Below are 26,539 nucleotides of genomic sequence, written 5' to 3' on the forward strand. Positions count from 1 at the left end.
CTTACAATGGGCCGGTGGAACGCCCTAACACAGCCCTGCTGGGAGCAATCGCAGCCTTGGCCACTGCGCCTTTGATGGACATCGCACGCCTATTGCGGGAAGCCCTCAGCCCGTACTGGGAATCAAGCGCCCTGGTGATTTTCACCGAGGACTGCACCGGACGGCCGCAGAAGAAGGCCGGTGCCGAAGCCGTCATCAGCCGCGTGTCGATTGCGGAACTGGACACCATCCGGGCCTTGCTGGCAGATGGGGAGGACGGCACGAAATGGTGCGGCGAAGCCATCTTTGGCGGTGACCGGCGCCCCGTCCTTGCCCTGTCTTCGCCCACCAACGCCCTGTTGGTCCTCTCCAACCCGCAACCAGTTCCGGACTTCACCACCCCAGCGGACCAGCAGTGGATCTTGCGCTACCTCTGGACCCTCACGGCCGAACGGATCCGCGAAAAGGTGGCAGATGCGCCGCCGTCGTACCTCATTGAATCCCGGGCCGCCTCGGCGGAGCGCCTGCGCGTGACGGCCGAACTGGTGGACCAGCACTCCACCACCCTGGAAACGATGCTTGCCGCCCTCAGGTCGCCGGCGCTGGCCGATGCCGCCGCCCGCACGGCAGCGACCGACATCGCTGCCAAAGCTCTGGTGGGCCTGCGCACGCTCAGCGACCGCACCACTGACCTGGTGGAGGAACCTGTGGCCTCTGCCTTCCAGCGCCTGCGCGAGGACTTGCGCCCGCTGATGAACTTCAGCGGGATCGACGTGCAGTTCATCGAACCGCCGGTCAACGGGAGGGCGCTTCCCGGCGAAGTGGCGCACGCCGCCCGCGCGATTGTCCGTGGCCTCCTGCTGGCGATGGTGGACCAGCAGGGAGTGCGCCGGATCCGTACCCAGTGGGATTGCGACGGCGTAAACCTCCTCATCAACGTGCGTGACGACGGCCCGGGCGAGCTTACCCCGTCCGCACCTGCAGTGGCACGCCTGGTCCAGCGCGTTGAGGCGCTCAACGGCAGCGTGGGCGTGGAGGTGATACCCGGCTGGGGTGCCGACGTCGCCGTCGTGATTCCGCTCGACCCGCCGGCCCGTCCGCTGGCAAACGCGGCTGATTGGAACCTGGGGGAGCGGGAACTGGAGGTGCTGCAGCTGCTGGCCGCGGGCCAGCGGAACCGGAGCATCGCCGCGAAACTGCACATCAGCGAGAACACCGTGAAGTTCCACCTCCGCAACCTCTATCGGAAGATCGGCGCCTCATCCCGCACCGAAGCCATGGCACTGGCCCACAGCAACGGGCTGCGTTAACGCGCCTAATGCAATGTCACCTCCGTCACAATTCCCGGTCTAGGATCGGAACCGTGGAGTAACCGGAGGCTCCCTCGGAACCTCGTTGCAAGAGCGCGGGCCGCAACCTACTTGAGAGTATGAGTCATGGCTTCGAACAATGAGCGCGAACCCGACGTCGACGCGGAAGCGGGCCAGCACGGCGGCGTCCAGTCGGTGGACCGTGCCCTCACGGTGCTGGAAATCCTTGCCCGCGACGGGCATGCCGGCGTGAGCGACATCGCTGAGGAAATGGGGATCCACAAGTCCACCGTCTCCCGGCTGCTGGGTTCCCTGGTGGGCAGGGACATGGTCCAGCAGAACAGCGACCGCGGAAAATACCAGCTGGGCTTCGGCATCCTGCGCCTGGCGAGCTCCATTCCCGGGCGGCTCAGCCTGGTCCGCGAGGCCCGGCCCGTGCTGGAAGCGCTGGCGGAGGAATTCAAGGAGACGGTAAACCTTGCCGTCCTCCGGTCCAATTACGCAGTGAACGTGGACCAGGCGATGGGCCCGTCCACCTTGGCCACCTATGACTGGGTGGGCAACCTGACCCCGCTGCATGCCACCTCAAGCGGCAAGGTCCTGCTGGCTGCACTGCCGGCCGAGGAGCGGGACCGCATACTGAAAGAGACCGGCCTGCCGCCCAGGACTCCGCGGACCATCACCAACCGCAAAGAGCTTGAAACCCAGCTGATCGACGTCGCCCGCGAGGGCTACGGCCTGGTGCGGGAGGAGTTCGAGATCGGGCTGACTGCTGTTGCCGTCCCGGTCTACAACCACCTTGGTGCCGTGATCGGGGCCATCAGCATCTCCGGCCCGGCCTTCCGCTTTGACCCGGAGAAGACACCGGGACTGATCGAAGCCCTCAAAGACGCGGGGCTGCAGGTCAGCGCCAGGATGGGCTACACCGGTGGCCCCAAAGGCGTCAGCTTCCGTGGGGGAGGATAAGGAAGCTGCGAACACCAGGACGCCCCACGACCGCAGCCCTCAAAGGTCCTCTTCTTCCAGCCGCTCCGTGAGGATCCGGTTGGCGTTGACCTGCAGGATGTTCAGCGACTCCTGAATCAGGGGTGAGGCGATGCTGCCCCTGCGCACCGCGGCGACAATGCGGCGGGTGGGTCTCGTCCTGCCGGTGATGCGTAGCCGAACCACGTTTTCGGCACCATGCAAAGGCGCCAGCCGGGGCAGCAGGCCGACGCCCAGCCCCGCACCCACGAACGCGATGTGGGTTTCCCATTCAACGGCTTCATGGGCGATCCGCGGTGTCACCCCTACTGCCGTGAACGCCGCGGTAAAGAGGGAATGGTAGGTGGAACCGGCGGCCTCCGTGATCCAGGGTTCCGATGCCAGCTCTTCGAGCGTCGCTGTTTCCCTTGATGCCAGCGGGTGGTCACCGGGAATGATCACGTCCAGTGGATCATCGAGCAGAACCCTCTGCTCGAAGCGCGGATCGTCCTCACCGTAACTGTCGGACTGCATGGCGACGATGACTGCAAGGTCGATCCGTTCCGCGATCAACAAGTCGAAGCAGCGGGCCGGATCAGCCTCAAGAACCTGCACCTCCAGCAGGGGGTGTGTTGAGCGCAGGGTGGCGGCGAGCGGCGCGAGCAACTGGGCAGCCGCAGAGGAGAAGCCGCCGAGGCCAAAGTGGGACTGCACCTGGTCACCAGCCGCCATGGCTGCGGCGCGCAGGCTCTCCCACTGGGCAATGAGGGGATCCGAACCTGCCACCAGGAAGCGCCCGGTGGCGGTAAGCCGCACGCCCCGGCCGTCTTTCGTCAGCAGCTGCATTCCAAGCACGCGCTGGAGCTCCCGCAATTGCGCGGAGACGGCAGAAGGAGAATAGCCCGTCAGCTCCGCGGTCGCCCCTATGGTGCCGCACCGGCCGAACACGCGCAGTGTGATGAGCCTTGGATCGATCATGCACCTATTGTGCATGGTTATCTTCTAAATTTTGCGCTTTTTTTGCAGCCCCTGTGACCCTAATCTCATCACTACAAGTTCTTCGACCACGCCCGCCCCGCACCCAAGCACCCGTGGTCACCACGCAACACCCACTACCCATGCCTCCCGGGAGGAAACCCATGACCGCTTCAGTGAACGCGCCCCTCAATACACGCGGAAAACTCGCTGCATCATTGCCTGACGAGCAGCTGGCAGAAATCACCGCGTTGTTTCAGTTCCGGCGCACCGGCTACTCCCTCGACGCCCCCTTCTACACGGACCCCGCGATTTTCAAAATCGACATGGAGGCCATTTTCGGGCAGCACTGGATCTTCGCTGCCAGCACCGCCGAACTGCCGGAACCGGGCGACTACGTCACGGTGGACTACGGGCCCTACTCCCTGATTGTGCTGCGCAACGACGACGGCGGCGTCAACGTCCTGCACAACGTGTGCCGCCACCGCGGTGCCCGTGTCCTGACCGAGTCCACTGGCTCCACCGGTAACCTCGTCTGCGGCTACCACTCCTGGACCTATTCCCCGGAGGGCAACCTGATCCACGCCTCCGCTCCTGGCGAAGCCAAGTTCGACAAGAACTGCTTTGCCCTCAAGCGCGCCCACGGCCGCGAGGTCGCGGGACTTATCTTCGTCTGCATTGCGGATGAACCGCCGACGGACTTCGACGAAACCGCGAAGATCTTTGAGCCCTACCTGGCGCCCCACGATCTCTCGAAGACAAAAATCGCGTACCAGCAGAACATCATCGAAGAGGGCAACTGGAAGCTCGTCATGGAGAACAACCGTGAGTGCTACCACTGCGACGGCCACCCCGAGCTCGCCTGCTCCCTCTTCCCCACCTGGGGCCTGACGGAGGGCCTGATCCCGCCCCATCTTGAGGAAGTGTGGGACCGGAACAAGGAGGCCCAGTCCTCGCTCGAGGAGCGTTGCCGCCGCTACGGCCTTCCCTACGAAGTGGTCGAGCAGCTTGACACGCGCATCGCGGGAATCCGCATATCACGGGAATCACTCGATGGAGAGGGCGAATCGTTCTCCGCCGACGGGCGCAGGCTTTCCAAGAAGCTGCTCGGTGACTTGCGCGACTTCCGCCTTGGCCGCTGCTCCATGCACCTGCAGCCCAACAGCTGGTTCCATTTCCTCGGCGACCACGTCATCACGTTCGGTGTCTTTCCCATCAACGAACACCAGAGCCTCGTACGCACCACCTGGCTGGTGGCTGACGACGCCGTGGAAGGCGTCGACTACGACCTCGAGAAGCTCACCTACACCTGGAAGCAGACCAACCTGCAGGACAAGGCGTTCGTGGAGCTCTGCCAGCAGGGTGCCGGCAGTCCCGCCTACGAGCCCGGTCCCTACATGAAGAGCGAATACCAGGTCGAGGCATTCATCAACTGGTACGTGCAGCGCGTGCAGGAGCACTTGGCATGATTGAACTCCTGACTGAAACGGCAATCCAGGAACCACAGCGTATTCGCGGTCTTGAGATGCCGTGGAACAGGGTGATGGGAAGCACCGAGACGCCCGCCCGGGCGGCCCGTGCACTGGGCCCATGGCATCCCCAGGAGTTTATGGCCGAATGCGTCGAGACCGTTCCCGAGGCCGGCGCCATGATGACCTTCGTGTTCCGCCGCTGCGACGGTGCGCCCCTGGCCTTCCGTGCGGGCCAGTACGTGAACGTCGCATTTCCTGTGAATGGCGAGGACCAGGAACCGGTGGACCGCAGCTACTCGCTGTCCAGCTCGCCCACCGAGCCGTGGACCTTCAGCATCACCGTCAAGTGCGACTCCACGGGACTGGTCTCGCCATGGGTGCACGAGAACGTCAAACCCGGCACAGTTCTTGAGATGCTGGGGCCGGTGGGAGCATTCCACCTGCCCGATGCCGACCGCCGGGCCCGGTATCTCCTGCTTGCCGCCGGCGCAGGCATTACTCCCATCATGTCCATGGTGCGGACCATCCACTCCCTGCCCGGACACGCCGATGTTGTGGTGCTCTACCACGGCTCGGATGCCGGGGGCTTTGCCTTCCACCGGGAACTGGCCTATATCGCTTCCGTGGACTCACGCATCAAGGTCCACTACTCCCTGGGCGACCGCAGCGTACCGGAGGGGTGGGAAGGGCTCAGTGGAAGGCTGACCGCGGCGATGCTCGAGGAGGTGGCCCCCGACGCCAACGGCCGCCAGGTGTACGCATGTGGTCCCGAGGGTTACCTGAACACCGCCACCGAGCTCCTCCAAAAGGTGGGTGTCGACGATACTTCCATTTACATGGAATTCTTCTCGGGAGACCGCCAGACGCTCCTTGAATACCAGGCGGAGGTGGCATTTGCAGCCGACGTCGCGGAGGAGATCGCCGACGAAATCGCAGAATCCGCCGAGGACTATTTTGAAAGCCAGCCCGCCGCGTTCGGACTCTACGAGCCTGGCTATGATGCCGATGGAACTCTAAAGGCTTCAGGGCTGCCGCTGGAAATCGTCGACCCGGACGCGCCCGGCTCCGACCCCTCCGCCGACAGCTCCACCACGGAGCCGGAAGCCGGTGCCCCTGATGCCTCGAGCTTCCAAACGGTGGGATCAGGCAGCCTCACCATGTCCTTCATGCGTACCGGCATCAATGTGCGGATCGAGCCCACCGAGCATATCCTCGAGGCGGCCCAGCGGGCGGGCGTCAGGATTGGCGCGAACTGCAAGGAAGGCATGTGCGGCTCCTGCAAGGTCGTCAAGCTTTCAGGGGAGGTCGAGATGAACCACCAGGGCGGGATCCGGGCACGGGAGATCTCTGCAGGCAAGTTCCTGCCCTGCTGCTCCACCGCGCAGACGGACCTGGTGATCGATGCCTGACCCCTGTTCCGGCCCACTGTCAAAGTGAAGCCGACTCTGAATACTGAATCCCAGGAAGTTCAACCTTCCGCCCGGTCTGGGGACGCCGGAGTACAACGCCCATGAATTCAAACCAAAGGACTTGACATGGCTTTGAACAGCGATATCCGCCCGGACAATGACGTCCGGGCCGAACCAGATCTCCAGCCCGCCAACCACAACGCGGAGGCCGAGGTGGAGAACACCGAACAAATCATGCAGGAACTGCGCCAGACCCGCGCTGAGCAGGCTGTGGCGGAGCGCCGCAACCGAAAGCTCACCCTGGACAAGGTCACCTTCGGCATCACCGGCATCCTCGCCGTGGCCTTTGTTGCCTGGGGCTTCCTGGGCCGGGACAGCCTGTCCGCCACCTCAACGCTCGCCCTCGACTGGGTCATGGAGTACACCGGCTGGCTCTTTATGGTCCTGGCCTCATTGTTTGTCGTTTTTGTTCTGTGGCTCGCCTTGGGCAAGTGGGGCAACATCCCGCTGGGCAAGGACGGGGAAAAGCCCGAGTTCCGGACCGTCTCATGGATCGCCATGATGTTCGCGGCCGGCATGGGCATCGGCCTGATGTTCTACGGCGTGGCCGAGCCGCTCTACCACTTCATCTCCCCGCCGCCGGGAACCGTTGACGGACGGACGCCCGCGGCCATCCAGACTGCAATGGCCACCTCGATCTTCCACTGGACACTTCACCCATGGGCCATGTACGCCGTCGTGGGAATCGCCATGGCCTACGGCACCTACCGCCTGGGCCGCAGGCAGCTGATCTCGGCAGCATTCACGTCACTCTTCGGCATCAGGACCGTCGAGGGGCCGGTAGGGAAGTTCATCAACATCCTGGCAATCTTCGCCACGCTGTTCGGCACGGCGGCCTCCCTCGGCCTGGGCGCCCTCCAGATCGGCAGCGGCCTGACTTCGAACGGCTGGGTCGGTGAAATCGGCACTGCTGTCCTGGTGTCCATCGTGGCCATCCTGACCGCCTGCTTTGTGGCCTCGGCGGTGTCCGGCATCAGCCGCGGCATCCAATGGTTGTCAAACATCAACATGGTCCTGGCAGTGGTCCTTGCGCTCATTGTCTTCATCGCCGGGCCCACGCTCTTCATCCTCAACCTCATCCCGGCAGCCGTGGGCGACTACGCCGGGGACCTGGCCGCGATGGCATCCCGCACCGAGGCCGTGGGGGACGAAGCCCTGCGCACCTGGATGTCCGGCTGGACCATCTTCTACTGGGCCTGGTGGGTATCATGGACACCCTTCGTGGGCATGTTTATTGCCCGGATCAGCCGCGGCCGCACCATCCGCCAGTTCGTGACCGGCGTCCTGCTGGTTCCCAGCATCGTCAGCGTCCTCTGGTTCGGCATCTTCGGCGGAACCGCCTTCAAGGTCCAGCAGGACGCCGACGCGGCCAACCAGCCCGGACTGGTGGCCATGACCGACGGGACACCGTCCATCGACTTCGACGGCGCACTGTTCGACCTCGTGAACAACCTGTCCATGCCGGGCTGGCTAACCGGAGCGGTCATTGTCCTGGCCATGGTCCTCGTGGCGATCTTCTTTGTCACGGGCGCAGACTCGGCATCCCTGGTGATGTCCTCCCTGAGCTCCAACGGTTCCGCCGAGCCGAAGCGCGGCCTGGTCATCTTCTGGGGCCTCCTCACCGGAGCGGTAGCCGCCGTGATGCTGCTTGCCGGCGGTGACAAGCCCTCCGAAGCCCTGTCGGGACTCCAGCGCATCACCATCGTGGCGGCCCTGCCGTTTGTGCTGGTCATGCTGCTGCTGTGTTTCGCCTTGGTCAAGGACCTGCGCCGGGATCCGCTGTCCCTGCGGCGGCGGCTGGCGGACTCGGTGGTGGAGCGCGCCATCCGCACGGGCGTGGACCAGCACGGCGGCGCCCAGTTCGACCTCGTGACCAAGCATGAATGCGGTGAACGCTGTTCAGAGGACGCGCCCTGCCCCGGCGGTTCCAGTACGGCCGACTCCACCGCAGTTGATTCCATTTCGGCGGATTCCGCCGTCGCCACCAAGCCCACCCCCGCACCCTAGGAGCAAACCATGACCACAGTCCTCGAAGGCCGTCCCACCGGCAACGCGACGGCGGAAGTCGGCGCCGTCCCCAGCGTCCGCAGTACCGGCACCGCACAGTACGTCCTCACCCTTGCGTGCCCGGAGCGCCCCGGAATCGTCCGGGCGATCACCGCATTCCTCGCTGATCGCGGCTTCGACATCGTTGAACACCAGCAGTTCGATGACCACATGAGCGGCAAGCTCTACCTGCGCACGGCCTTCACTCCGGGAGACAAGGAAGTTTCCGCGGAAGGCCTCAGCGCAGAGTTCGCCGCCATTGCCAATGAATTCGACATGGAGTTCGCCATCCACGACGGCCGCCCCCAGCGCGTGCTGGTGATGGTCTCGAAGTTCGGCCACTGCCTCAACGACCTTATCTTCCGCTGGCGCGCCGGCAGCCTGGGTGCGGAGATCGCCGTCGTGGTGTCCAACCACGAGGACCTCCGCCCCATGGCGGAAGCCGCCGGCCTGCCGTTCATCCACGTCCCGGTCACCGCGGACACCAAGCCGCAGGCCGAGGCGCGCCTGCTGGAACTGGTGGAGGAGTACCAGGCAGACCTGGTGGTCCTGGCCCGCTACATGCAGGTACTCTCGGACGGCCTCAGCCAGACCCTCCGTGGCCGCGCCATCAACATCCACCATTCCTTCCTGCCCGGCTTCAAGGGGGCCAAGCCTTACCACCAGGCCTACGACCGCGGCGTGAAGCTCATCGGTGCCACCGCCCACTACGTCACCGCAGACCTGGACGAGGGCCCGATCATCGAGCAGGAAGTGTTCCGGGTGGACCACAGCCTGGACCCGAATGCACTGGTCACTGTCGGCAGGGACGCCGAATCGCAGGCGCTGTCCCGCGCAGTCAGGTGGCACTGCCAGCACCGGGTCCTGCTGAACAACACCCGCACCGTCGTCTTCCGCTAACGCCAAGCCAACAGGAGAAATACCCATGAGCGCATCACCACGCGTTGTCATTATCGGCGCCGGCATTGTCGGAACCAACCTTGCCGACGAACTCGCCACCCGGGGCTGGACCAACATCACGGTGGTGGAACAGGGCCCGCTGGAACTTGCCGGCGGCTCCACCTCTCACGCGCCGGGCCTGGTGTTCCAGAACAACCCGTCACGAACCATGACCGAATTCGCCACCTACACGGTGAACAAGCTGCTGGCCCTGAGCAAGGACGGCGAGTCCTGCTTTAATCAGGTGGGCGGCCTGGAGTTGGCAACCACCCCCGAGCGCCTGGCCGACCTCAAGCGCAAGATGGGCGTGATGACTTCCTGGGGCGTCGAAAGCCGGATCGTCGACGCCGACGAATGCGAAAAGATCTACCCCCTCCTGAACACCGGCAAGCTCACCGGCGGCCGCGAAATCCTGGGCGGCCTGCTCATCCCGACGGACGGCCTGGCCCTTGCCGCCCGTGCGGTGCAGCTGCTGATCGAGCGCTCCAGCGAGCGTGGCGTGACTTTCCTCGGCTCCACCACGGTCACCGGCATCGCCCAGGAGGGCGGCAAGGTGACCGGCGTCGAAACCGGCAACGGACTGATCCCGGCGGACATCGTGGTGTCATGCGCAGGTTTCTGGGGCCGTGAACTCGGCAAGATGGTGGGGCTGGAAGTCCCGCTGCTGCCGCTGGCCCACCAGTACGCCATCAGCACCCCCCTGCCCGAACTCGCGGGCGTCAACGAACTCCCGAAGGGCGCCAGCAAGCCGATCCTGCGTTACCAGGACAGGGACCTGTACTACCGCGAATGGGGAGACCGCATCGGCATCGGCAGCTACGCCCACCGCCCCATGCCGGTGGACATGTCCGCCCTGCCGAAGGTCGCCGCAGAGGAAATGTCAGACCACCGCATGCCCTCCCGCCTGGAGTTCACCCTGGAGGACTTCCTGCCCGCCTGGGAGGACAGCCAGGACCTGCTGCCGGCACTGCGCAGCTCCGCAATCCAGGACGGCTTCAACGGCATTTTCTCCTTCACCCCCGACGGCGGCCCGCTCATGGGCGAGGCACCCGACCTCGAAGGCCTGTTCGTGGCCGAAGCCGTCTGGGTCACGCACTCGGCCGGCGTGGCCAAGGCAATGGCGGAGCTGCTGGTGGAAGGCCGGTCCCGCACGGACCTGCACGGCTGCGAGCTCACCCGCTTCGAAAAGGTCCAGACCTCCGACGCCTACGTCAGCGAGACGTCGCAGCAGAACTTCGTGGAGATCTACGACGTGATGCACCCGCTGCAGCCCAGGGAATCCCCGCGGGACCTGCGCGTGAGCCCGTTCAACGTCCGGCAGAAGGAACTGGGAGCGTTCTTCCTGGAATCCGCCGGCTGGGAGCGGCCGCACTGGTTCGAGGCCAACCGCGGGCTGCTTGAAGAGCTCCCTGCCGAGTGGCGGACGCCGGAGCGGGACTCCTGGTCCGCCCTGTTCTCGTCCCCCATCTCGGCGGCCGAGGCGTGGAAGACGCGTACCGCCGTCGGACTTTTCGACATGACGCCGCTGAAGCGGCTCTCCGTGGTGGGCCCCGGCGCGCAGGCGCTGCTGCACCGGCTCAGCACGGGCAACATCGCCAAGAAGCCAGGTGCCGTGACCTACTGCCTGCTGCTGGAGCACGACGGCGGCATCCGCAGTGACGTGACCGTTGCGCGGCTGGCGGAGGAAGACTTCCAGCTGGGCGTCAACAGCAGCGTGGACTTCGACTACCTCCGCGCGGAGGCCCGGAAGCAGTCCGCTGCCGATCCAACCCAGTGGGTGCATGTCTCCGACATAACCGGCAGCACCTGCTGCATCGGACTGTGGGGGCCGCTGGCCCGCGAGGTGATTGGCAAGGTCAGCGCCGACGACCTCACCAACGACGGCCTCAAGTACTTCCGCACCAAGGAAATCTCCGTGGGCGGCATCCCGGTCACCGCCATGCGGCTCTCCTACGTGGGCGAGCTTGGCTGGGAGCTCTACACCACCGCCGAGTACGGGCTGAAGCTGTGGGACCTGCTGTTCGAGGCGGGCCAGGAGCACGGCATCATCGCTGCCGGCCGCGGCGCCTTTAACAGCATGCGGCTTGAGAAGGGCTACCGGCTGTGGGGCACGGACATGACGTCAGAGCACCACCCGTACGAGTCCGGCCTGGGCTTCTCCGTGGCCAAGGACAAGACTGGCTTTGTGGGCGCCGAGGCCCTGGCTGAGCGCAAGGAGCAGCCCGCCACGCGTGCGCTCCGCTGCCTGACGGTCGACGACGGCACCTCCATCGTGCTGGGCAAGGAACCGGTGTACGTGGCCGGCGAAGCCGTTGGCTACGTCACCAGCGCCGCCTACGGCTACACCGTCCGCAAGCCGATCGCGTACGCCTGGCTGCCGGCTTCGGTTTCCGAAGGCGACGCCGTGGAAGTGGAGTACTTCGGCAAGCGCATCGCCGCCACCGTGACACCTGAACCGCTCTTCGACCCGGGCATGGAGCGCCTCCGCGGCTAGTCCCGAGCCTGTCAAACCAAAAACCGGGGGTCGCCGAAAGGCGGCCCCCGGTTTTTCATTCCCTCGAAAAGCGCCATGCCAAGGGGTGGCTGACCGGCGGGTGGAATACCGGCCGGACCAGGACGGGACCTGGCTCACCGCTTATTTGCCCGCTGACCAGGTGTCCGCGATCTGTAACCGGCTGACTGCGCTCTCCCCCGGCATGCAGGGACCTGACGAGGCCCGCACCTTGACCCAGCTCAGGGCCGACAATTTCGCCTCCGCTCTCTTCACCGGTAGCGGTAGCGGCGACGGGACAGGCGCAGGAACCGAACCTTGCCCTTCGTCGTCGATGCGTGCGCAGGTGCTCGTCACCGTTCCGGTGTTCGCCCTTGTCGGCCTGACCGACGAACCCGCGATGCTGGACGCTTCGGCCCCATCCCGCCCTCCATGGCACAGGACCTCGTCACCAACGGTGCCGAGTCCTTCCACCGGGTCCTGGTGGACCCGAGGGACGGGGCACCATTCTAGATCGGGCGCACGAGCTACCGGGTCACCAGGCCATGAGGAACCGGCTCAGCATGCGGGACGGCAAATGCCCCTTCCCCGGCTGCAACAACAGCTCACTGGACAACGAGGCAGACCACCTACTTGCCTGGCACTACGGCGGAACCACCGGGCTGGATTCCACCCACCGGCCCCCACTACAAAAGCGAACACCAGGACTGGGAACCACCCCAGTGGGCCCGGAACAGCACATGCTGCCACCGGCGGCCGACCCGATTTTGTCTACATCGGCCGCTCGCCAGGAGAAAAAGCAGTGACCGGATCCTGCACGCCCCGCCCGCCTGATGGGCGCTGCGGAATATCCAAGAGCCGGACCAGGCCGGCCTCACTCCTGCGCCCCTGGTCTTAAGGTGCTTATCCGCGAGCCTTGGTGGTGCCGCGACTGCCCCTTGTCCTTGGCTTCGCTCAGTGGTTGGCTGGTGGGATGGCTGATGAAGAGGTTTACAAGAACATTCCGTCCGACGAGCACCTGAGGCAGGATGTCGCGCCGGAGTCCGAGGGAGAACCCCAGGACGCCCCGGACCCCGGTTTTACGCCCGGGCAGACCAACGCCGGACAGCAGGTGTCAGGCCTCGCGTCGGCCACCGGCTACGGTAAGGACCTGGATCCCGAGGCGCAGCCCCACGGCAACAACCCCATTTAGCAGGGTTCCTCAGGGGACAAAAACGAACGACGGCGACATCCGGCACCTGCCGAATGTCGCCGTCGTCATGCCGTCTTAGGGGCCTGAACGGCTGTCTGTTACCTGGCTGCGGCAGGCTCCAGTTCTTCGGATGCAACCTGTCCGGCCGTTTCGGCAACGTGGGGGACGAAGCGGACGAACATGGCTTTGAAGCCGGGGGTGTTGGATTCGCGGGCGACGTTGTCTTTGTGGACCAGGACGTTGGCTTCGGGGAAGTAGGCGGCGGCGCAGCCTTTGGCGGTGGGGTAGGCCACGAGGCGGAACTTGTCGGCTTTGCGGTCGTGCCCGCCGAAGGTGCTGATGACGTCCACGAGGTCGCGGTCCTGGTACCCGAGTTCTTCGAGGTCTTCGGGGTGGATGAGGATGACGCGGCGGCCGCCGGAGATGCCGCGGTAGCGGTCGTCCAGGCCGTAGTAGGTGGTGTTGTACTGGTCGTGGCTGCGGATGGTCTGGAGCACCAGGTGCCCGGCCGGCGGGGTGAGGTATTCGAGCGGGCTGACTGTGAAGCGCCCGCGGCCGATGTCGGTGTTGAAGGAGCGGGTGTCCCGGGGCGGGTTGGGCAGCACGAACCCGTTCTTGGTCCTCACGCGGGTGTTGAAGTCTTCGAAGCCCGGCAGGACGCGTTCGATGTGGTCGCGGATGACGTCGTAGTCCTCGGCCATGGCCTTCCAGTCCACTGAATGGTCCGGGCCAAACGTGGCCTCGGCCATGCGGGCCACGATCACGGGCTCGGCGAGCAGGTGCTCCGAGACCGGGGTCAGGCGGCCCTGAGTGGAGTGGACCACGGACATGGAATCCTCCACGGAGAGGAACTGGGCGCCTTTGGGGTGTTTGTCGTCCTTGTCCGTCCGGCCGAGGGTGGGCAGGATCAGGGAGGTGCGGCCGTGAACGATGTGGGAGCGGTTGGGTTTGGTGGAGATGTGCACGGTCAGCCCGATCCGCTGCATGCCTGCCTCAAGCGTTTCGGTGTCTGAGCAGGCGAGGGAGAAGTTCCCGCCCATGGAGACGAAGACGTCCACTTCGTTGCGCTCAAAGGCCTCCATGGCCTCCACGGCGTCGTAGCCGTGGTGCCGGGGGGAGGTAATGCCGAACTCGCTGTCCAAAGCTGCCAGGAGCCCTTCCTTGGGTTTTTCCCAGATGCCCATGGTCCGGTCGCCTTGGACGTTGGAGTGCCCACGGACGGGGCAGGCGCCGGCGCCGGGCTTGCCGAAGTTGCCCTGCAGCAGCAGGACGTTAACCATTTCCTTGATGGTGTCCACCGAGTGCGGCTGCTGCGTCACGCCCAGCGCCCAGCAGAAGATGGTGGCCTTGGACTTGATGAGCATCCCGGCTACGGTCTCGATCTGGGCCCGGGTAAGGCCTGTGGCCTTTTCGGTTTCGGCCCAGTCCAGCTCCGCCCGGGCTTCCCGGTAGGCATCGAACCCGTCCGTCTGCGCGGCGATGAAGGAATGGTCGACGACGGTCCCCGGGTGCCGCTTTTCCTCTTCAAGGAGCAGGTGGCCGAGGGCCTGGAACAGGGCCAGGTCCCCGCCGACCTTGATCTGCAGGTATTCATCGGCCAAAGGAGTGCCGCCGCCCACCACGCCGGAGACGGTCTGCGGGTCCTTGAAGTTGAACAGCCCCGCTTCGGGCAACGGGTTGACGGCGACGACCTTGCCGCCTTTGTCCTTGCATTCCTTCAGCGCGGACAGCATGCGGGGGTGGTTGGTGCCGGGGTTCTGGCCCACCACGAAGATCAGCTCGGCGTCGTGGATGTCCTCCAACGACACGGTGCCCTTGCCGATGCCGATCGTCGGGTTCAGGGCCGAGCCGGAGGATTCGTGGCACATGTTGGAACAGTCCGGCAGGTTGTTGGTGCCGATGGCCCGGGCGTAGAGCTGGTACATGAACGCGGTCTCGTTCGCGGTCCGCCCGGAGGTGTAGAAGACGCACCGGTCTGCGCTGGTGGCGCGGACGTGTTCGCCGATCAGCTCGAATGCATCGGCCCAGGGAATGGGTGAGTAGTGGGTATCGCCGGGCCGGATCACCATTGGTTCGCTCAGCCGGCCCTGGTTCCCCAGCCAGTACTCCGTCTTGGTGGAAAGTTCGGCGATGGAGTGCCGGGCCCAGAACTCCGCACCCACGGTCCGAAGGGTGTTTTCCTCGGCCACGGCCTTGGCGCCGTTTTCGCAGAATTCGGCGGCCTTGCGCTTCTTGTCCGATTCCGGCCAGGCACAGCCCGGGCAGTCGAAACCGCCGCGCTGGTTCAGCCGCAGCAGCGACTGGGCGGTGCGGGCCACGCCCGCCTGCGCCACCGCGCGCTCGAGCGCGACCATCACGGCCTTGACGCCGGCGGCTTCGGTCTTGGGCTTGTGGACTTCAAGGTTGTCCTCGTTGATGTCCTCCACGGGGGCGGGCTGTTTCCCGAACTTCATTGTTCCAACTTCCTTACCGGCATAAATTGATCGATTCCCGGCAAAGGCGCGCCGGGCTCTCCCGGCGCGCCCCTGCTGGCACTCTGTCCCCTGCGGCTGAGCCTGCCGCAGGGCCTGCTACTAGGCGACCTTGGCCAGGGTTTCCTGCTCGGCCGCGATGGTGGTGTTGTCCCCGTGCCCGGTGCGCACCACAGTCTCCGGCGGAAGGGTGAGCAGCCGTTCCCGGATGGAGGCGAGGATGGTGGGGTAGTCGCTGTAGGAGCGGCCTGTTGCGCCGGGACCGCCGTTGAACAGCGTGTCGCCGGTGAACACCGTTCCTTCGCTCTCAAGGTAGAAGCAGGTGGAACCGGGGGAGTGGCCGGGAGTGTGGATGGCCCGCAGCGTGGCTCCGGCCACCTCGAACTCGTCGCCGTCGGCCAGTTCCCGGTCCGGCTTTGCCTCCGGGTAAACCTGTTCCCAGAGCACCAGGTCCTCGGGGTTCAGGTAGATGGGGGCACCAACGGCCTCCGCAACCTCGCGGGCGGCGCCGATGTGGTCGTTGTGCGCGTGGGTCTGGAGGATGGCCAACACCTTCCGGTCACCAACCCGGTTGATGATGGCCGTGGCGTCGTGCGGAGAATCGATGATCACGCATTCCTTGTCATCGCCCACGATCCAGACGTTGTTGTCCACGTCCCACGTGCCGCCGTCGAGCGAAAAAGTGCCCGAGGTGACCAGGTTCTCGATGGTGACCGCCATTAGAGCTCCACCACCGAACGCAGGACCTTGCCCTCGTGCATCTTGTCGAAGGCTTCCTCCACCTGGTCGATGGTGATGCGTTCGGAGACGAAGGCGTCGAGGTCCAGGTTGCCCTGCTTGTAGTGCGAGACGAGCATGGGGAAGTCGCGCGAGGGCAGGCAGTCCCCGTACCAGGAGGACTTCAGTGACCCGCCGCGGCCAAAGACATCCAGCAGCGGCAGTTCAAGCTGCATGGCCGGCGTCGGGACGCCCACCAGGACCACGCGGCCGGCGAGGTCGCGGGCGTAGAACGCCTGCTTGTAGGTCTCGGGACGGCCGACGGCGTCAATCACTACATCGGCCCCGTTGCCTCCCGTGAGGCCGCGGATGGCCTCGATGGGGTCTTCCTTGCTGGAGTCGATGCCGTGCGTGGCGCCCAGGGACCTGGCCATCTCCACCTTGTTGGCGTCGATGTCCACGGCGATGATGGTGGTGGCACCGGCCAGCTTGGCGCCGGCGATCGCGGCGATGCCCACGCCGCCGCAGCCGATTACTGCCACGGACTCGCCGCGCTTGACTTCACCGGTGTTGATCGCGGCGCCGATGCCGGCCATTACGCCGCAGCCCAGCAGCCCGACGGCAGCAGCGTCCACCTCCGGATCGACCTTGGTGCACTGCCCGGCTGCAACCAGGGTTTTTTCAGTGAAGGCGCCGATGCCCAGCGCGGGGGAGAGTTCGGTGCCGTCCTCGAGGGTCATCTTTTGGGTGGCGTTGGCGGTGTTGAAGCAGTACTGGGGCTGGCCCTTGGCACAGGCGCGGCATTCGCCGCACACGGCACGCCAGTTCAGGATCACCCGGTCACCGGGAACGATGGAGGTGACACCCTCACCCACGGCGGAGACAACACCGGTTGCCTCATGGCCCAGCAGGAAGGGGAAGTCATCATTGATGCCCCCCTGCTTGTAGTGCAGGTCCGTGTGGCAGACGCCGCAGGTGAGGATGTCCACCAGTGCCTCGCCCGGCCCCGGATCCGGCACCAGGATGGTCTCCACTGACACCGGAGCGTTCTTCTCCTTGGCAATGACTGCCTTGACTTTGTGAACCATGAGCTGGTGTTCCTTTCCTAAAACCCCGGACCGTGCGGCGGTACCCGAGGCGGTCCCGCTGCCCGTTTCAACAATCTCATGCCACCGGTCCGGGCCGCGGCGGCGTGCTGGCGCCATTGCTTATTGCGCATTACACAACAAGGCGCACAAAGCGCGTACTCGAAATATGTCAGTCGTCACAGTGGGTGTCAATAGCGGGGGCAAGTACTACGTCCCGCAGGGACTTGGGCATGCGCACTTTGACGTTGTAGCAGGGCGCAGTGCGGCTATGCATCAGCCTCGGCGGAGAGGCGCCTGCGCAGGCCGGCTTCCAGCTTCCGGCGCGCCGCCACGTAGACTGGCAGGATGCGGTTGGTAGCGAGTGACATCGACGGGACGATCCTCGGACACGACGGAAAAATCAGCGACCGCACTGTCCGCGCCTTCCACGCGGCTCGGGACGCCGGCGTCGAACTCGTCTTCGTGACCGGCCGGCCGCCGCGCTGGCTGCACCCGCTGCAGGACCAGCTGGGGCACACGGGGACGGTCATCTGCTCCAACGGCGCGGTGGTCTGGGACCTGGAAACAGACCAGCTGGTGTCCGCCAGAACCCTGAGCCTGGACGCCGTGCTCGAAGTCCGCCGCGTGATCAAGCAACTGCGGCCGGCAGCATTGTTCGCTGCTGAAACACTAACGAGGTTCCACCTCGAGCCTGGCTTCATCGAAAACGAATCCAGCGAACTGCTGTCCGAATTCACTCCCGCCGCGCTCGCCGACACCCTCCCCGGAGACGATTCCGTGGTGAAGTTCCTCGCCATTGTCCGCGAAGGCACTCCCGACGACTTCCTCGCAGAAGTGGCTCCCGCCGTCGAACACCTCGCGGCGGCCACCCACTCCTCGCCCGGGGTCCCCATGCTCGAACTTGCCCTGCCCGGTGTCAACAAGGCCGTCACGCTGGCTGAATACGCCGGGACCCTGGGAATCGGCGCCGAGGATGTGGTGGCATTTGGGGACATGCCCAACGACATCGAAATGCTCCGCTGGGCCGGTCACGGCTATGCCATGGCCAGCGGCCATCCGGAGGCGATCCGTGCGGCGGGGCAGCAGGCGCCGCACTTTGATGACGACGGCGTGGCCCAGGTTCTGGAGGCCAGGCTGGCTTCGTTGGGGGTCAGGTTTCCCTGACCTGGGCCGGCGGCGCGCAAAGCCCCGCCATTTACACAGCTTGCGCTCACCTTGCGTTCACTTTCGCTTCCTAGCGTTGAAGGCGGAGAGGCCAACCTCTCCTTTCCGGCTCAAGGGGTAATGATGGCAAGAAAAGTGAAGCTTGGAACCGAAGCGCCGCTCCGGCAGGCAACACCCGCTCCGCACTGGAAGAAACTGCGGCAGGGCGACCGCGTCCGCGTCGTCCTCGCGCCGGGCTTCGAGGCCAAGGGCCTGGTGGACGCCCTCACCGCGGACCATGCGGCTGTGTGGATCGATTTCGACGGCGGCCGCGGACGTACGCTGCTCCACTGCAGCGACGGCGTGGACATCATCCCTGAGGACAGCTGACGCTGCCGGGCCTGCCGGCGCCTCGGGTACGCTCACAGTGTGAGCCTGCCGTTTTTCGATCACTGCGCCGGTGACGGGTCCCAGCTGCCCATAGCGATGGCCCACCGCGGGTTTTCGGGCGAGGGGCTGGAAAACTCCATGGCCGCGTTCCGCGCCGCCGTCGGCCTGGGCTACCGGTATCTCGAGACGGACGTCCACGCCACTTCGGACGGCGTGGTGCTCCTCTTCCACGATGACACCCTCGACCGGCTCACGGACGGGCGCGGTAAGGTTTCCGACCTGCCCGCGGCTGAGGCAGCAAAGGTCCGCATAGGCGGCAGCGAGCCCATCCCGCGGCTCGATGAGCTGCTCGCGGAACTGCCCGACGTCCGGCTGAACCTGGATGTCAAGGACTGGAACTCGGTTGCCAGCATCGCCGCGGTCATCGAGGAGCACCAGGTGCATGACCGGGTCCTGGTGACCAGCTTTTCCGACCGGCGGCGGCGCGCGGTGCTGAAGCGGCTGAGCCGGCCGGTCGCGGCGTCGGCCGGGGTGGGGTCAATCGCACTCTTTACCCTGCTGGGTCCGGTGCTTCCTCGGACTGTCTTCCAGTGGCTGATGCGCAGAATCCTCCGGGACGTCCACGCGCTTCAGGTTCCGGTCCGCCGCGGCATCGTCAAAGTGGTAACGCCCGCCTCCATCCGGCGTGCGCATGCCCTGGGCCTGGTGGTCCACGTATGGACCGTCAACGAACCGGAGGAGATGCACCGGCTCCTCGAGCTGGGCGTTGACGGGCTCGTCACGGACCGCGCGGACCTGCTACGCGAGGTGCTCGTTGAGCGGGGAGAATGGCCGCACGGCTGACAGCTGCGCGGCCGGGCAGGAACCGGCTGCTTCGCGCTGGACCTTGTTCGTTGGGGTCCTGCCCTGCCGGTTCCTCTCCCGGCCTGCCCTTCCTAGCAGTTCACCTAGCCCCGGCCCGTGCTGGTGGAAGGGTCCTGGTCACCCTCGGTGGGGTCCGCACGCAGTTCATCCGGGTTGCTGTCGGGCAGGCCGGCCGAGCCAGATACCCCGCCCGGATCCGCCCCTGCCCCGCCGGAAGGGGCGGATGCGCTGCCGGCCAGGCCGCCGTCGTCGTCCAGCCCGGCGCTGCCCTCTCCCGCGCCCCGGCCTTCCGTGCCGCTGCCGCCGTCAGCCTCATCGGCGTCCTGATCCCCGCCAAAGGGGTTTTCGGAAACGGGGCCGGGGGCCGCGCCGGTCTTGAGCCCCGGAGCCTTTTGCTTCTCTGCCTCCATGGCGTTGGATCCCTCACTGAGGGAGGAATGGACCTCTACGTCGTCATGGGGATCCGTGGGGTCAGGAACATTCATCTTCTCTGTGGGCTTGGATGTCCCTGCCAGGTCTTCCATGGCGTTTTCTGCTGCCTTGCCGATGCTGTCGCCGATACCCATGTGACTGCTCCTTCCGACATTGTGTTCCGGGCACCCCAGCGGACGCGCGGAACATTACCCTCCAGAATTATCAGCATGCTTACAATTAGTCCAGAGCCGGGGCGTTGAACCGCGGCCGGACAGGAGGGACGAAGTCACCATGAGCAGCTACCACCCGGAAAATGATCCGGCCAACCCCGACCAGCCGGGCAAGGACCCAGCCGCCGGCAGGCCGGATGGCAAGGAGTCTGCAAGTTCGCCGAATCCGGACCCTGCCGAAGGCAACGTCACAGGGCTGGAGCCGGGCGGGGGAGTACCTCCCGGCGAAACGCCGCCAGCTGAAGACCAGATGAGCGGGGACCAGGGCCACAGCGAATAGCGCCAGTGCCGGGCTCTGGCGTACTGCTGCGGACCGACCGCGTCAGCTTTGGTCGTTCGTGTGCGGAGCGGCCGAGCGCGAGGTTGCCGCCTGGGCGGCCGTACCGGCCTGCCCGGGTCCCGCGAGATGCCGCTGGAGCCCGTCCACATCCAGCCGGGTGTCCCAGCTGGTCCAGTCCTTGGGCATGACGGAGGGCCTGCCGAGCAGGTAACCCTGCCCGGCGCTGATCCCCAGTTCGGTGAGGACTTTAAGCTCGCCCACGGTCTCTATGCCTTCTGCCACCAGGGTGGTCCCGATCTGCTCGGCAAAGTCCACCAGGCAGGCCGCCAGGGCACGCTGGATCCCGTCATTGTCCACGTCGCCAATGATGTTCCTGCCCACCTTCAGGAAGTCCGGCCGCAGGTGGACCATGCGGCTCAGTGCGCCGGCGCCTGAGTGGGTGTCGTCGACGGCGATCCGCAGGCCTTTGTCGCGCAACGGGTTGATGGCGGAAATGAACTGCGCATATTCCTCGTCCTTGACCGTCTCCGTCAGTTCGAGCACAACACGGCTGATGGGAAGCTCGATGTGCTCGAACAGTTCCGGCAGCCGCGGGTCCAGACACGACGCCGGTGAGATGTTCAGGGAGACGAACAGGTTTGTGGGGAGGTGCTTCGCTGCCGCTGCGGCGGATCCCAATGCCGAAAACTCAAGGTTGGCACGGAGCCCCACCGCAGCTGCCTCGGCGAACCAGAGCTCCGCGGCGGCGCCGTCATCGCTGACGAACCGGGACAACGCCTCGACTCCCACCACGGTTTTTTCTTCCAGGCCGTAGATGGGCTGGAAGGCCGTCATGAGCATGTTGTTCTCAAGAAGCGCGCTGATGCGGGACACGCTGCGGATGGCGTCGATTTGCTCGGCCAGTTGGGGCGGAAGAGCTGCAGGGGTGAGGCGCATCTGCCTGGCGCTTTCCAGCGTTTCCACCGTATTGGCGTCGCTTTGCCGGGTTTCCAGCAGGTATTCCAGCAACGCCCGCTCCGGGACACCCGGATTTTCATCCAGCCTGTTGCTCAGGCGCTGCCGGACCGCCGCTCCGGACGGATCCGCGTCCGCCAGCACAGCGGCGATTATTCCCCATGCCTGTGTTCGAACCAACATTAACTACGCCCCCAGTTGACGAAGTAATGACCCAATGGCCCATTGCTGTTCAATTTCTAAACGCCTTTAAATTCCGGTGTCGCTGCTGAAACCTGTTTTCGCGGCGACGAAAACCAGACACCGCACGTTGATCGTATATCGCAGGATACAAAAGCGCAGTAGTTTCACTCCTGCTCTCTGGCGCTTTCCGGTTTGGCAGCCAGCAGTTCCGGTATTTGCTCCGGTGGAACGGGCTTGCTGAAGAAGTAACCCTGCGCGCTGAGGCAGCCCAGGCCCCGAAGGATCTCGGCCTGCTCAGCAGTTTCCACCCCTTCCCACACCGCTTCCAGCCCGCAGGCCCTGACGAGTTGCAGGACCGCTGCCACCAGTGCCGGGTGGCTGGAATCTGTTCCCAGTCCCGTGATCAGCGACCGGTCCACCTTGACCCGATCCACGGGAAGCCTGCGCAGGTAGCTGATGGACGAGTATCCGGTGCCGAAGTCGTCGATCTCGATGCCCACGCCCAGGCCGCGCAGCCCGCCCAATGAATACCGGTCCAGCTCGTTGCCCTTCACGATGGCCACCTCGGTCAGTTCCAGAACCACCTGCTCCGGCCGCACCCCCGTCTCCTTCAGGACAGCCCTGACATCCTCGATGAACTGAAGGCTCTGCAGGTCTGTGGCCGAGATATTGATCCTGACTGAAAAGCTACCGTCCACCACGGAAGCATCAAGCCAGTCCCGGAGCTGGTGCACGGCCGTCCTGAGTACCCAGTTTCCGAGCTCGGAAATCAGGCCGGCCTCTTCAGCGAGCGGAATGAACTCATCCGGCATGATGAAGCCGCGGCTGGGGTGGTTCCAGCGGACCAGGGCTTCCACGCCTTCGATGCGGCCGGTGCCAAGCTCCACCACCGGCTGGTAATGGAGCATCAGGCCGCCGGATTGAATTGCACCGCGCAGATCCTCCACCAGCTGGCTGCGGAGCCTCCGCACCAGCAGGAGCCCGGGTTCGAAGCGGTGCAGCCTGTTTTGACCTTCTGCCTTGGAGGCATACATCGCGACGTCGGCCTCCATCAGCATGTCCTCGGGGGTCTTCCCCGCGCCGCCGCAACTGAGCCCCATGCTGGCCCCGCAGCGGACGCTGCGTCCCGGCACGTCGATGGGCTCGGCCAGGGCTGCCAAGATGCGGTGCGCCACAATGCCGGCCTGATCACATGAGGCGCCAGGCAGGACGATCGCGAACTCGTCGCCGCCCAGGCGCGCCACGACGTCGGAGGCACGGACTGCGCTGCGGATTTTCTGCCCCACGATGGACAGGACGTGGTCCCCTGCTGTGTGGCCAAGGCTGTCGTTGATGGATTTGAAGGCATCCAGATCCATCAGCAGGAGGGCGGGGCTGTCGCCGGACCCGCCGTCGGCGTCAAGCGCACCTTTCAATGCCTCGAGGAGGGCGGACCGGTTGGCCAGGCCCGTCAGTGGATCCTGCATGGCCATCTTCTGCATTTCCAGATGGGCTTCGTGCAGGAGCTGGGTCCGGACCTGGACCCGCTGCTCGAGCTCTTCGTAGATAATCTGCAGGTCCTCTGCCAGCAGGTTGGTGCCCATGATGATGGCGTCCAGTTCATCACGTGCCGGGGACACCTCGATCCGGGAGCTGAGGTCTCCGGATGCCAGGCGGACGATGCCTTCGAGGAGCTGGGAGAGCCGCGGGTCGTTATCCGCAAACATCGGGTTCCGGCATGCGTTCAGTTCTCCTGGCTGCGGTCGGCGCCCAGGGGAAGGCTTACTTTGACGGTGGTCCCCGCACCCAGCGTGGAGGAGACGTCTATGCGGCCGCCGTGGCGGGACACGATGTCCTTGGTGATTGCCAGCCCCAGGCCGGTCCCCGGAATGGCTCCGGACATGGCGTTGGAGGCACGGTAGAACCGGGTAAAGACGTGGTCGATTTCATCACTCGAGATGCCGATTCCGGTGTCCGCCACGCTGACGGTGGCCCATCGCGTGCCGTCGGCGGCGGCATGGGACTCGCTGCCCACCTCAATCCGGCCGCCGCTGGGGGTGAATTTGATTGCGTTGGATACCAGGTTGGTGAACACCTGCTGCAGCTGCACCTCGTCGGCAAGAATCTCCGGGTCCTCCGGGACGGCGTCCACGGCGATCGTAACGTTCTGCAGCGTAGCCAGGGGCCGTAGCGCTGCCGCCACCAGGTCCAGGGTTTGCCCCAGCCGCACCGGCGTAAGATGCATCAGGCTGTCATCCAGCCCGCTTCGCGAGACACTCAGCATGTCCTCGATGAGGATCCGCAGCCGCTCTGTGTTGCGCACCACGATGTCCAGCATCTGGTGGACCTCGGGGGAGACCGGCTGCTCGGTGTTCTCCTGGATCATGTCCAGGTAGGCCATGATGGACGTGAGCGGAGTCCTCAGCTCATGGTTCACGGTGGCCAGGAAGTCGGTCTTGGCCTTGTCCAACTGCTGAAGCTGTTTCACCACCTGCTGCTGGCTGCTAATCAGGTGGCTTTGGATAAGGCCATAGGCGGTATTGCCTGCCACATGCTGCATAAGCCCCAGTTCCGCGCCCGTCCAGCTCCGCTGCTGCTCCAGCATCGCGATCACGATGATGCCCAGCGAGGAGTTCCCCTCGCCCATGGGCACCGCCAGGGATGAGGCGGCGTCCGCGATGCCGGCTGAAGGGGCCTGTCCCGCGGTCGGCTCCTCCGCCGTCGACTCTTCCGCTGCCGCGGATGAGGACGTCTCCGCCCCAGCCCACAGCAGGTCCGCCGTCTGCCGGGCATGCTGCTCGTCCGGCAGCGAAGCGGGAGTAAGCGGCCTAAGTCCGGGCCTGCTCCAGGATGCATTGATGCGTGGAACGCGGTCATCCTCAAAGGTCGCCAGCCAGACATAATCCGCCTTGAACGTGCGGCCGAAGCCCGCCACCACGTGCCGGGCTATTTCCTGCGGATCATTCGTTGCCCGCACCGCAGCCGAAACCTGCCGCAGCTGCTCACGGAGCGCCTCGGTTTCCTGCCGGGCGGCCTTGCGGCGGGCCACCATGTCTATCAGGGCATTGGCACGGTGGACGAGTTCCCTGGGCGGCGGCGGCTTGGCGATGCAGTCGTGGATGCCGGAAGGCTGCATGGCTGCCAGCTCCGTGGGGTCGTCGAGGTCCACCACCACCAGTAACGGCGCGGCGGTTTCAACGGTGGACAGGGACGTGTCAACTACGACGACGGAAGGCTCCGAGGCTGCCAGCACGGCAGCAAGTGCCTCGGCATCTTCCGCACACAGCACCCGGTAGCCGGCATCCCGCAGTGCCTGGGCGTTTGTTGCCAGCCGTGCGCCGTCGGGGTCTGCCACGACGGCGGTGCGGGGCACGGACAAGCCACCAGGCATGTCAGCTGTCACAATGCCCCCTTCCCTCCCAGTTGACTACATTCTAGGGGGATACAGTGTGGTCGGCTTCACGAAAGTGGCAGGCAGGCACGCCGTCCGCAATAAAGGGCGGCCGTCCAGTTCCCGCTGGATCGGGCACATATATTTGATCCGTGCCCTCCCCAGCGAAGCCTTCCCCCGCAAAATCGGCCTTTTCCGCCCTGCCGAAGTACCTAATGATCCCCAAACTCATACGGTTGGCCCGTTCTGCCCCCAAGGACCGGCCACTGGCGTGGGACAGGTACTGGGCGGGGATCCGGGGAACCGGCTCCGGTGATGAAGTTTTGTGGGACTCAGGCACTGACCATGAGTTCCTTGGCTACAAGGACGTGCTGGTGCGGTACCTGGACCCGGGGCTGCCCGTGGTGGACGTGGGCTGCGGACACGGCAGCTTCACCAGGGCGTTGGCGGAAGTCTTTCCCGAGGTCATCGGAGTGGATGTCTCCGCGAACGCTGTTGCCCATGCCAGTGCCCAGGCTGCGGCGGACGGCACGCCGGCCGGTGGGAGCGCGGGCTGTATCCGTTTCGAGGCCCGGGACATGACCCGGCCGGGCGCGGCGGAGGGGCTGGCCGGCGAGGGCGGTGCGAACGTCTTCATCCGGGGTGTGCTCCATGTCCTGGACCCGGCCGACCAGGCGGCTCTGGTGGAGAACCTGCGGCTGCTGACCGGCAGCCGGGGCACAGTCTTCCTCGCCGAGACCAACTTCCAAGGCAACCCGGTGGAGTACGTTTCCCACCTTGGTGCCACCGCACGGAAAATCCCCGCCCCGCTCGAGCGCGCCATCCGCGGGCTGCCCATGCCCGGTCATTTCGGGCCGGAAGAGCGCTCGCGGGCTCTTCCGCCGGAAACCTGGGAACTCCTGGTGGACGGTGAGGTCGCCATAGAAACGCACCCCTTGACGGGCATTGACGGGCAAAGCCGGGTGCCGGGGTACTTTGCGGTGCTGCGCCCGCGGGCCTGATCCTCCGCCCCTGCCTGTGCGCGCCTGCGGGAAGCCGCCGAAAGCCCGGCGAGCCCTTGACAGGGAGCCCGACCGGGAGGCTACATGGTAAGTAGACTTACTAGTTAGAGCCCCAGGGGAAAGGACGGGCATCCATGGCGCAGGACAAGGGCAACAAGAGCCGCGGAGCTGAAGCGGACCGGGACGAAGAGGACCTGGGCGCCGGACCCGACGAAGGCAAGGTGCGGACCGGGCCGGAGTCATCCAAGTCCCTTAAGTACTCACAGGAGGTCACCTCAACGGAGGACGAACCCGAGCGCGAGGGCCGCAGCCTGGTCACCACGCACCACGAAGTGATCCGGCAGTGGGCCGAAGAGCGCGACGGCGTTCCGGCCACGGTGGAAGGCACCGAGCACGGTGACCACCTTGGAGTGCTGCGGATCGACTTCGGGGGCGATGACGACAAGCTCCGCCACATCAGCTGGGAGGAATGGTTCGAAACCTTCGACGCCCGCCAGCTGAACTTCATCTACCAGGAACAACGCAGCGACGGCCAACAGTCAAACTTCTTCCGGCTCGAAAACCCCGGCCGGGAAGACGCCTAAGCCGCAACCGTCCA

22 protein-coding genes and 1 pseudogene are annotated in these 26,539 nt (G+C 65.4%); 15 read left to right on the forward strand and 8 right to left on the reverse strand.

From position 1 onward, the window contains the following. Positions 1–14: 14 nt before the first annotated feature. Entirely contained in the window at positions 15–1,289 is a 1,275-nt protein-coding gene (locus FDW81_RS01910; protein ID WP_138132439.1) for a response regulator transcription factor family protein, read from the forward strand. 126 nt (positions 1,290–1,415) lie between these two features. After that, positions 1,416–2,255 carry an IclR family transcriptional regulator gene (locus FDW81_RS01915; protein WP_138132440.1) on the forward strand — a complete coding sequence of 280 codons (840 nt, stop codon included), beginning with the start codon at positions 1,416–1,418 and terminating at the stop codon, positions 2,253–2,255. A 39-nt stretch (positions 2,256–2,294) separates the two neighbouring features. On the opposite strand, the gene FDW81_RS01920 is transcribed toward FDW81_RS01915, so the two are convergent. Further along, the gene (locus FDW81_RS01920) at positions 2,295–3,230 is read right to left on the reverse strand and encodes a LysR family transcriptional regulator (RefSeq protein WP_138132441.1); all 936 of its coding nucleotides are present in this window, start codon (positions 3,228–3,230) and stop codon (positions 2,295–2,297) included. 161 nt (positions 3,231–3,391) lie between these two features. Here FDW81_RS01920 and FDW81_RS01925 point away from each other — a divergent pair, with 161 nt between their 5' ends. The 7 genes and pseudogenes from FDW81_RS01925 to FDW81_RS01955 all read left to right on the forward strand — a co-directional run bounded on the left by FDW81_RS01925 (position 3,392) and on the right by FDW81_RS01955 (position 12,836). Continuing rightward, positions 3,392–4,696, forward strand: a complete 1,305-nt coding sequence (locus FDW81_RS01925; RefSeq protein ID WP_138132442.1) for an SRPBCC family protein — start codon at positions 3,392–3,394, stop codon at positions 4,694–4,696. Continuing rightward, on the forward strand, positions 4,693–6,108 hold the full coding sequence (locus FDW81_RS01930) for a ferredoxin reductase (protein ID WP_138132443.1): 1,416 nt from the start codon (positions 4,693–4,695) through the stop codon (positions 6,106–6,108). Before FDW81_RS01925 ends, FDW81_RS01930 begins: the two co-directional genes overlap by 4 nt. Before the next feature lie 126 nt (positions 6,109–6,234). Further along, positions 6,235–8,175: a BCCT family transporter gene (locus tag FDW81_RS01935; protein WP_138132444.1), complete on the forward strand. Its 1,941-nt coding sequence runs from the start codon at positions 6,235–6,237 to the stop codon at positions 8,173–8,175. 9 nt (positions 8,176–8,184) lie between these two features. Continuing rightward, complete coding sequence (gene purU / locus FDW81_RS01940) at positions 8,185–9,114, forward strand: formyltetrahydrofolate deformylase (protein WP_138132445.1); 930 nt, start codon at positions 8,185–8,187, stop codon at positions 9,112–9,114. Positions 9,115–9,139: 25 nt separating this feature from the next. Beyond that, positions 9,140–11,647: an FAD-dependent oxidoreductase gene (locus FDW81_RS01945; RefSeq protein ID WP_138132446.1), complete on the forward strand. Its 2,508-nt coding sequence runs from the start codon at positions 9,140–9,142 to the stop codon at positions 11,645–11,647. A 35-nt stretch (positions 11,648–11,682) separates the two neighbouring features. Continuing rightward, positions 11,683–12,370, forward strand: a pseudogene (locus tag FDW81_RS18290) (DUF222 domain-containing protein); the annotation flags it as partial. 247 nt (positions 12,371–12,617) lie between these two features. Beyond that, positions 12,618–12,836, forward strand: coding sequence for a hypothetical protein (locus FDW81_RS01955; RefSeq protein ID WP_138132447.1), 219 nt, complete (start codon positions 12,618–12,620; stop codon positions 12,834–12,836). A 98-nt stretch (positions 12,837–12,934) separates the two neighbouring features. Here FDW81_RS01955 and FDW81_RS01960 read toward each other — a convergent pair whose 3' ends face one another. From FDW81_RS01960 to FDW81_RS01970, 3 genes are all read right to left on the reverse strand, one after another. After that, complete coding sequence (locus tag FDW81_RS01960) at positions 12,935–15,289, reverse strand: FdhF/YdeP family oxidoreductase (RefSeq protein WP_138132448.1); 2,355 nt, start codon at positions 15,287–15,289, stop codon at positions 12,935–12,937. Positions 15,290–15,409: 120 nt separating this feature from the next. Next, positions 15,410–16,027: an MBL fold metallo-hydrolase gene (locus tag FDW81_RS01965; protein ID WP_138132449.1), complete on the reverse strand. Its 618-nt coding sequence runs from the start codon at positions 16,025–16,027 to the stop codon at positions 15,410–15,412. Continuing rightward, positions 16,027–17,112: an S-(hydroxymethyl)mycothiol dehydrogenase gene (locus tag FDW81_RS01970; RefSeq protein WP_138132450.1), complete on the reverse strand. Its 1,086-nt coding sequence runs from the start codon at positions 17,110–17,112 to the stop codon at positions 16,027–16,029. Before FDW81_RS01970 ends, FDW81_RS01965 begins: the two co-directional genes overlap by 1 nt. A gap of 345 nt (positions 17,113–17,457) precedes the next feature. On the opposite strand from FDW81_RS01970, the gene FDW81_RS01975 reads away from it, so the two are divergent. From FDW81_RS01975 to FDW81_RS01985, 3 genes are all read left to right on the forward strand, one after another. After that, positions 17,458–18,276 carry an HAD family hydrolase gene (locus FDW81_RS01975; protein WP_138132451.1) on the forward strand — a complete coding sequence of 273 codons (819 nt, stop codon included), beginning with the start codon at positions 17,458–17,460 and terminating at the stop codon, positions 18,274–18,276. 123 nt (positions 18,277–18,399) lie between these two features. Continuing rightward, a complete protein-coding gene (locus FDW81_RS01980; protein WP_138132628.1) occupies positions 18,400–18,645 on the forward strand; it encodes a hypothetical protein in 246 nt (81 codons plus the stop codon). Between the two features lie 39 nt (positions 18,646–18,684). Then, positions 18,685–19,488: a glycerophosphodiester phosphodiesterase gene (locus FDW81_RS01985; RefSeq protein ID WP_138132452.1), complete on the forward strand. Its 804-nt coding sequence runs from the start codon at positions 18,685–18,687 to the stop codon at positions 19,486–19,488. A 104-nt stretch (positions 19,489–19,592) separates the two neighbouring features. On the opposite strand, the gene FDW81_RS01990 is transcribed toward FDW81_RS01985, so the two are convergent. Continuing rightward, positions 19,593–20,075, reverse strand: a complete 483-nt coding sequence (locus tag FDW81_RS01990) for a hypothetical protein (RefSeq protein WP_138132453.1) — start codon at positions 20,073–20,075, stop codon at positions 19,593–19,595. Between the two features lie 139 nt (positions 20,076–20,214). Between FDW81_RS01990 and FDW81_RS01995 the strand changes: the two genes are divergently transcribed. Next, positions 20,215–20,433 carry a DUF6480 family protein gene (locus FDW81_RS01995; protein ID WP_138132454.1) on the forward strand — a complete coding sequence of 73 codons (219 nt, stop codon included), beginning with the start codon at positions 20,215–20,217 and terminating at the stop codon, positions 20,431–20,433. Positions 20,434–20,475: 42 nt separating this feature from the next. Here the strand turns inward: FDW81_RS01995 and FDW81_RS02000 are convergent, their stop codons facing one another. The 3 genes from FDW81_RS02000 to FDW81_RS02010 all read right to left on the reverse strand — a co-directional run bounded on the left by FDW81_RS02000 (position 20,476) and on the right by FDW81_RS02010 (position 24,940). Next, on the reverse strand, positions 20,476–21,570 hold the full coding sequence (locus FDW81_RS02000; protein WP_138132455.1) for an EAL domain-containing protein: 1,095 nt from the start codon (positions 21,568–21,570) through the stop codon (positions 20,476–20,478). A 164-nt stretch (positions 21,571–21,734) separates the two neighbouring features. Beyond that, a complete protein-coding gene (locus FDW81_RS02005; protein WP_138132456.1) occupies positions 21,735–23,276 on the reverse strand; it encodes a bifunctional diguanylate cyclase/phosphodiesterase in 1,542 nt (513 codons plus the stop codon). A gap of 17 nt (positions 23,277–23,293) precedes the next feature. Then, entirely contained in the window at positions 23,294–24,940 is a 1,647-nt protein-coding gene (locus FDW81_RS02010; RefSeq protein WP_370278689.1) for an ATP-binding protein, read from the reverse strand. A gap of 215 nt (positions 24,941–25,155) precedes the next feature. On the opposite strand from FDW81_RS02010, the gene FDW81_RS02015 reads away from it, so the two are divergent. Further along, complete coding sequence (locus FDW81_RS02015; protein WP_138132629.1) at positions 25,156–25,941, forward strand: class I SAM-dependent methyltransferase; 786 nt, start codon at positions 25,156–25,158, stop codon at positions 25,939–25,941. Between the two features lie 134 nt (positions 25,942–26,075). Beyond that, positions 26,076–26,525 carry a hypothetical protein gene (locus FDW81_RS02020; RefSeq protein ID WP_205754587.1) on the forward strand — a complete coding sequence of 150 codons (450 nt, stop codon included), beginning with the start codon at positions 26,076–26,078 and terminating at the stop codon, positions 26,523–26,525. Positions 26,526–26,539 lie beyond the last annotated feature (14 nt).

The organism is Pseudarthrobacter sp. NamB4, assembly GCF_005796185.1.
Classification (GTDB): Bacteria; Actinomycetota; Actinomycetes; order Actinomycetales; family Micrococcaceae; genus Arthrobacter.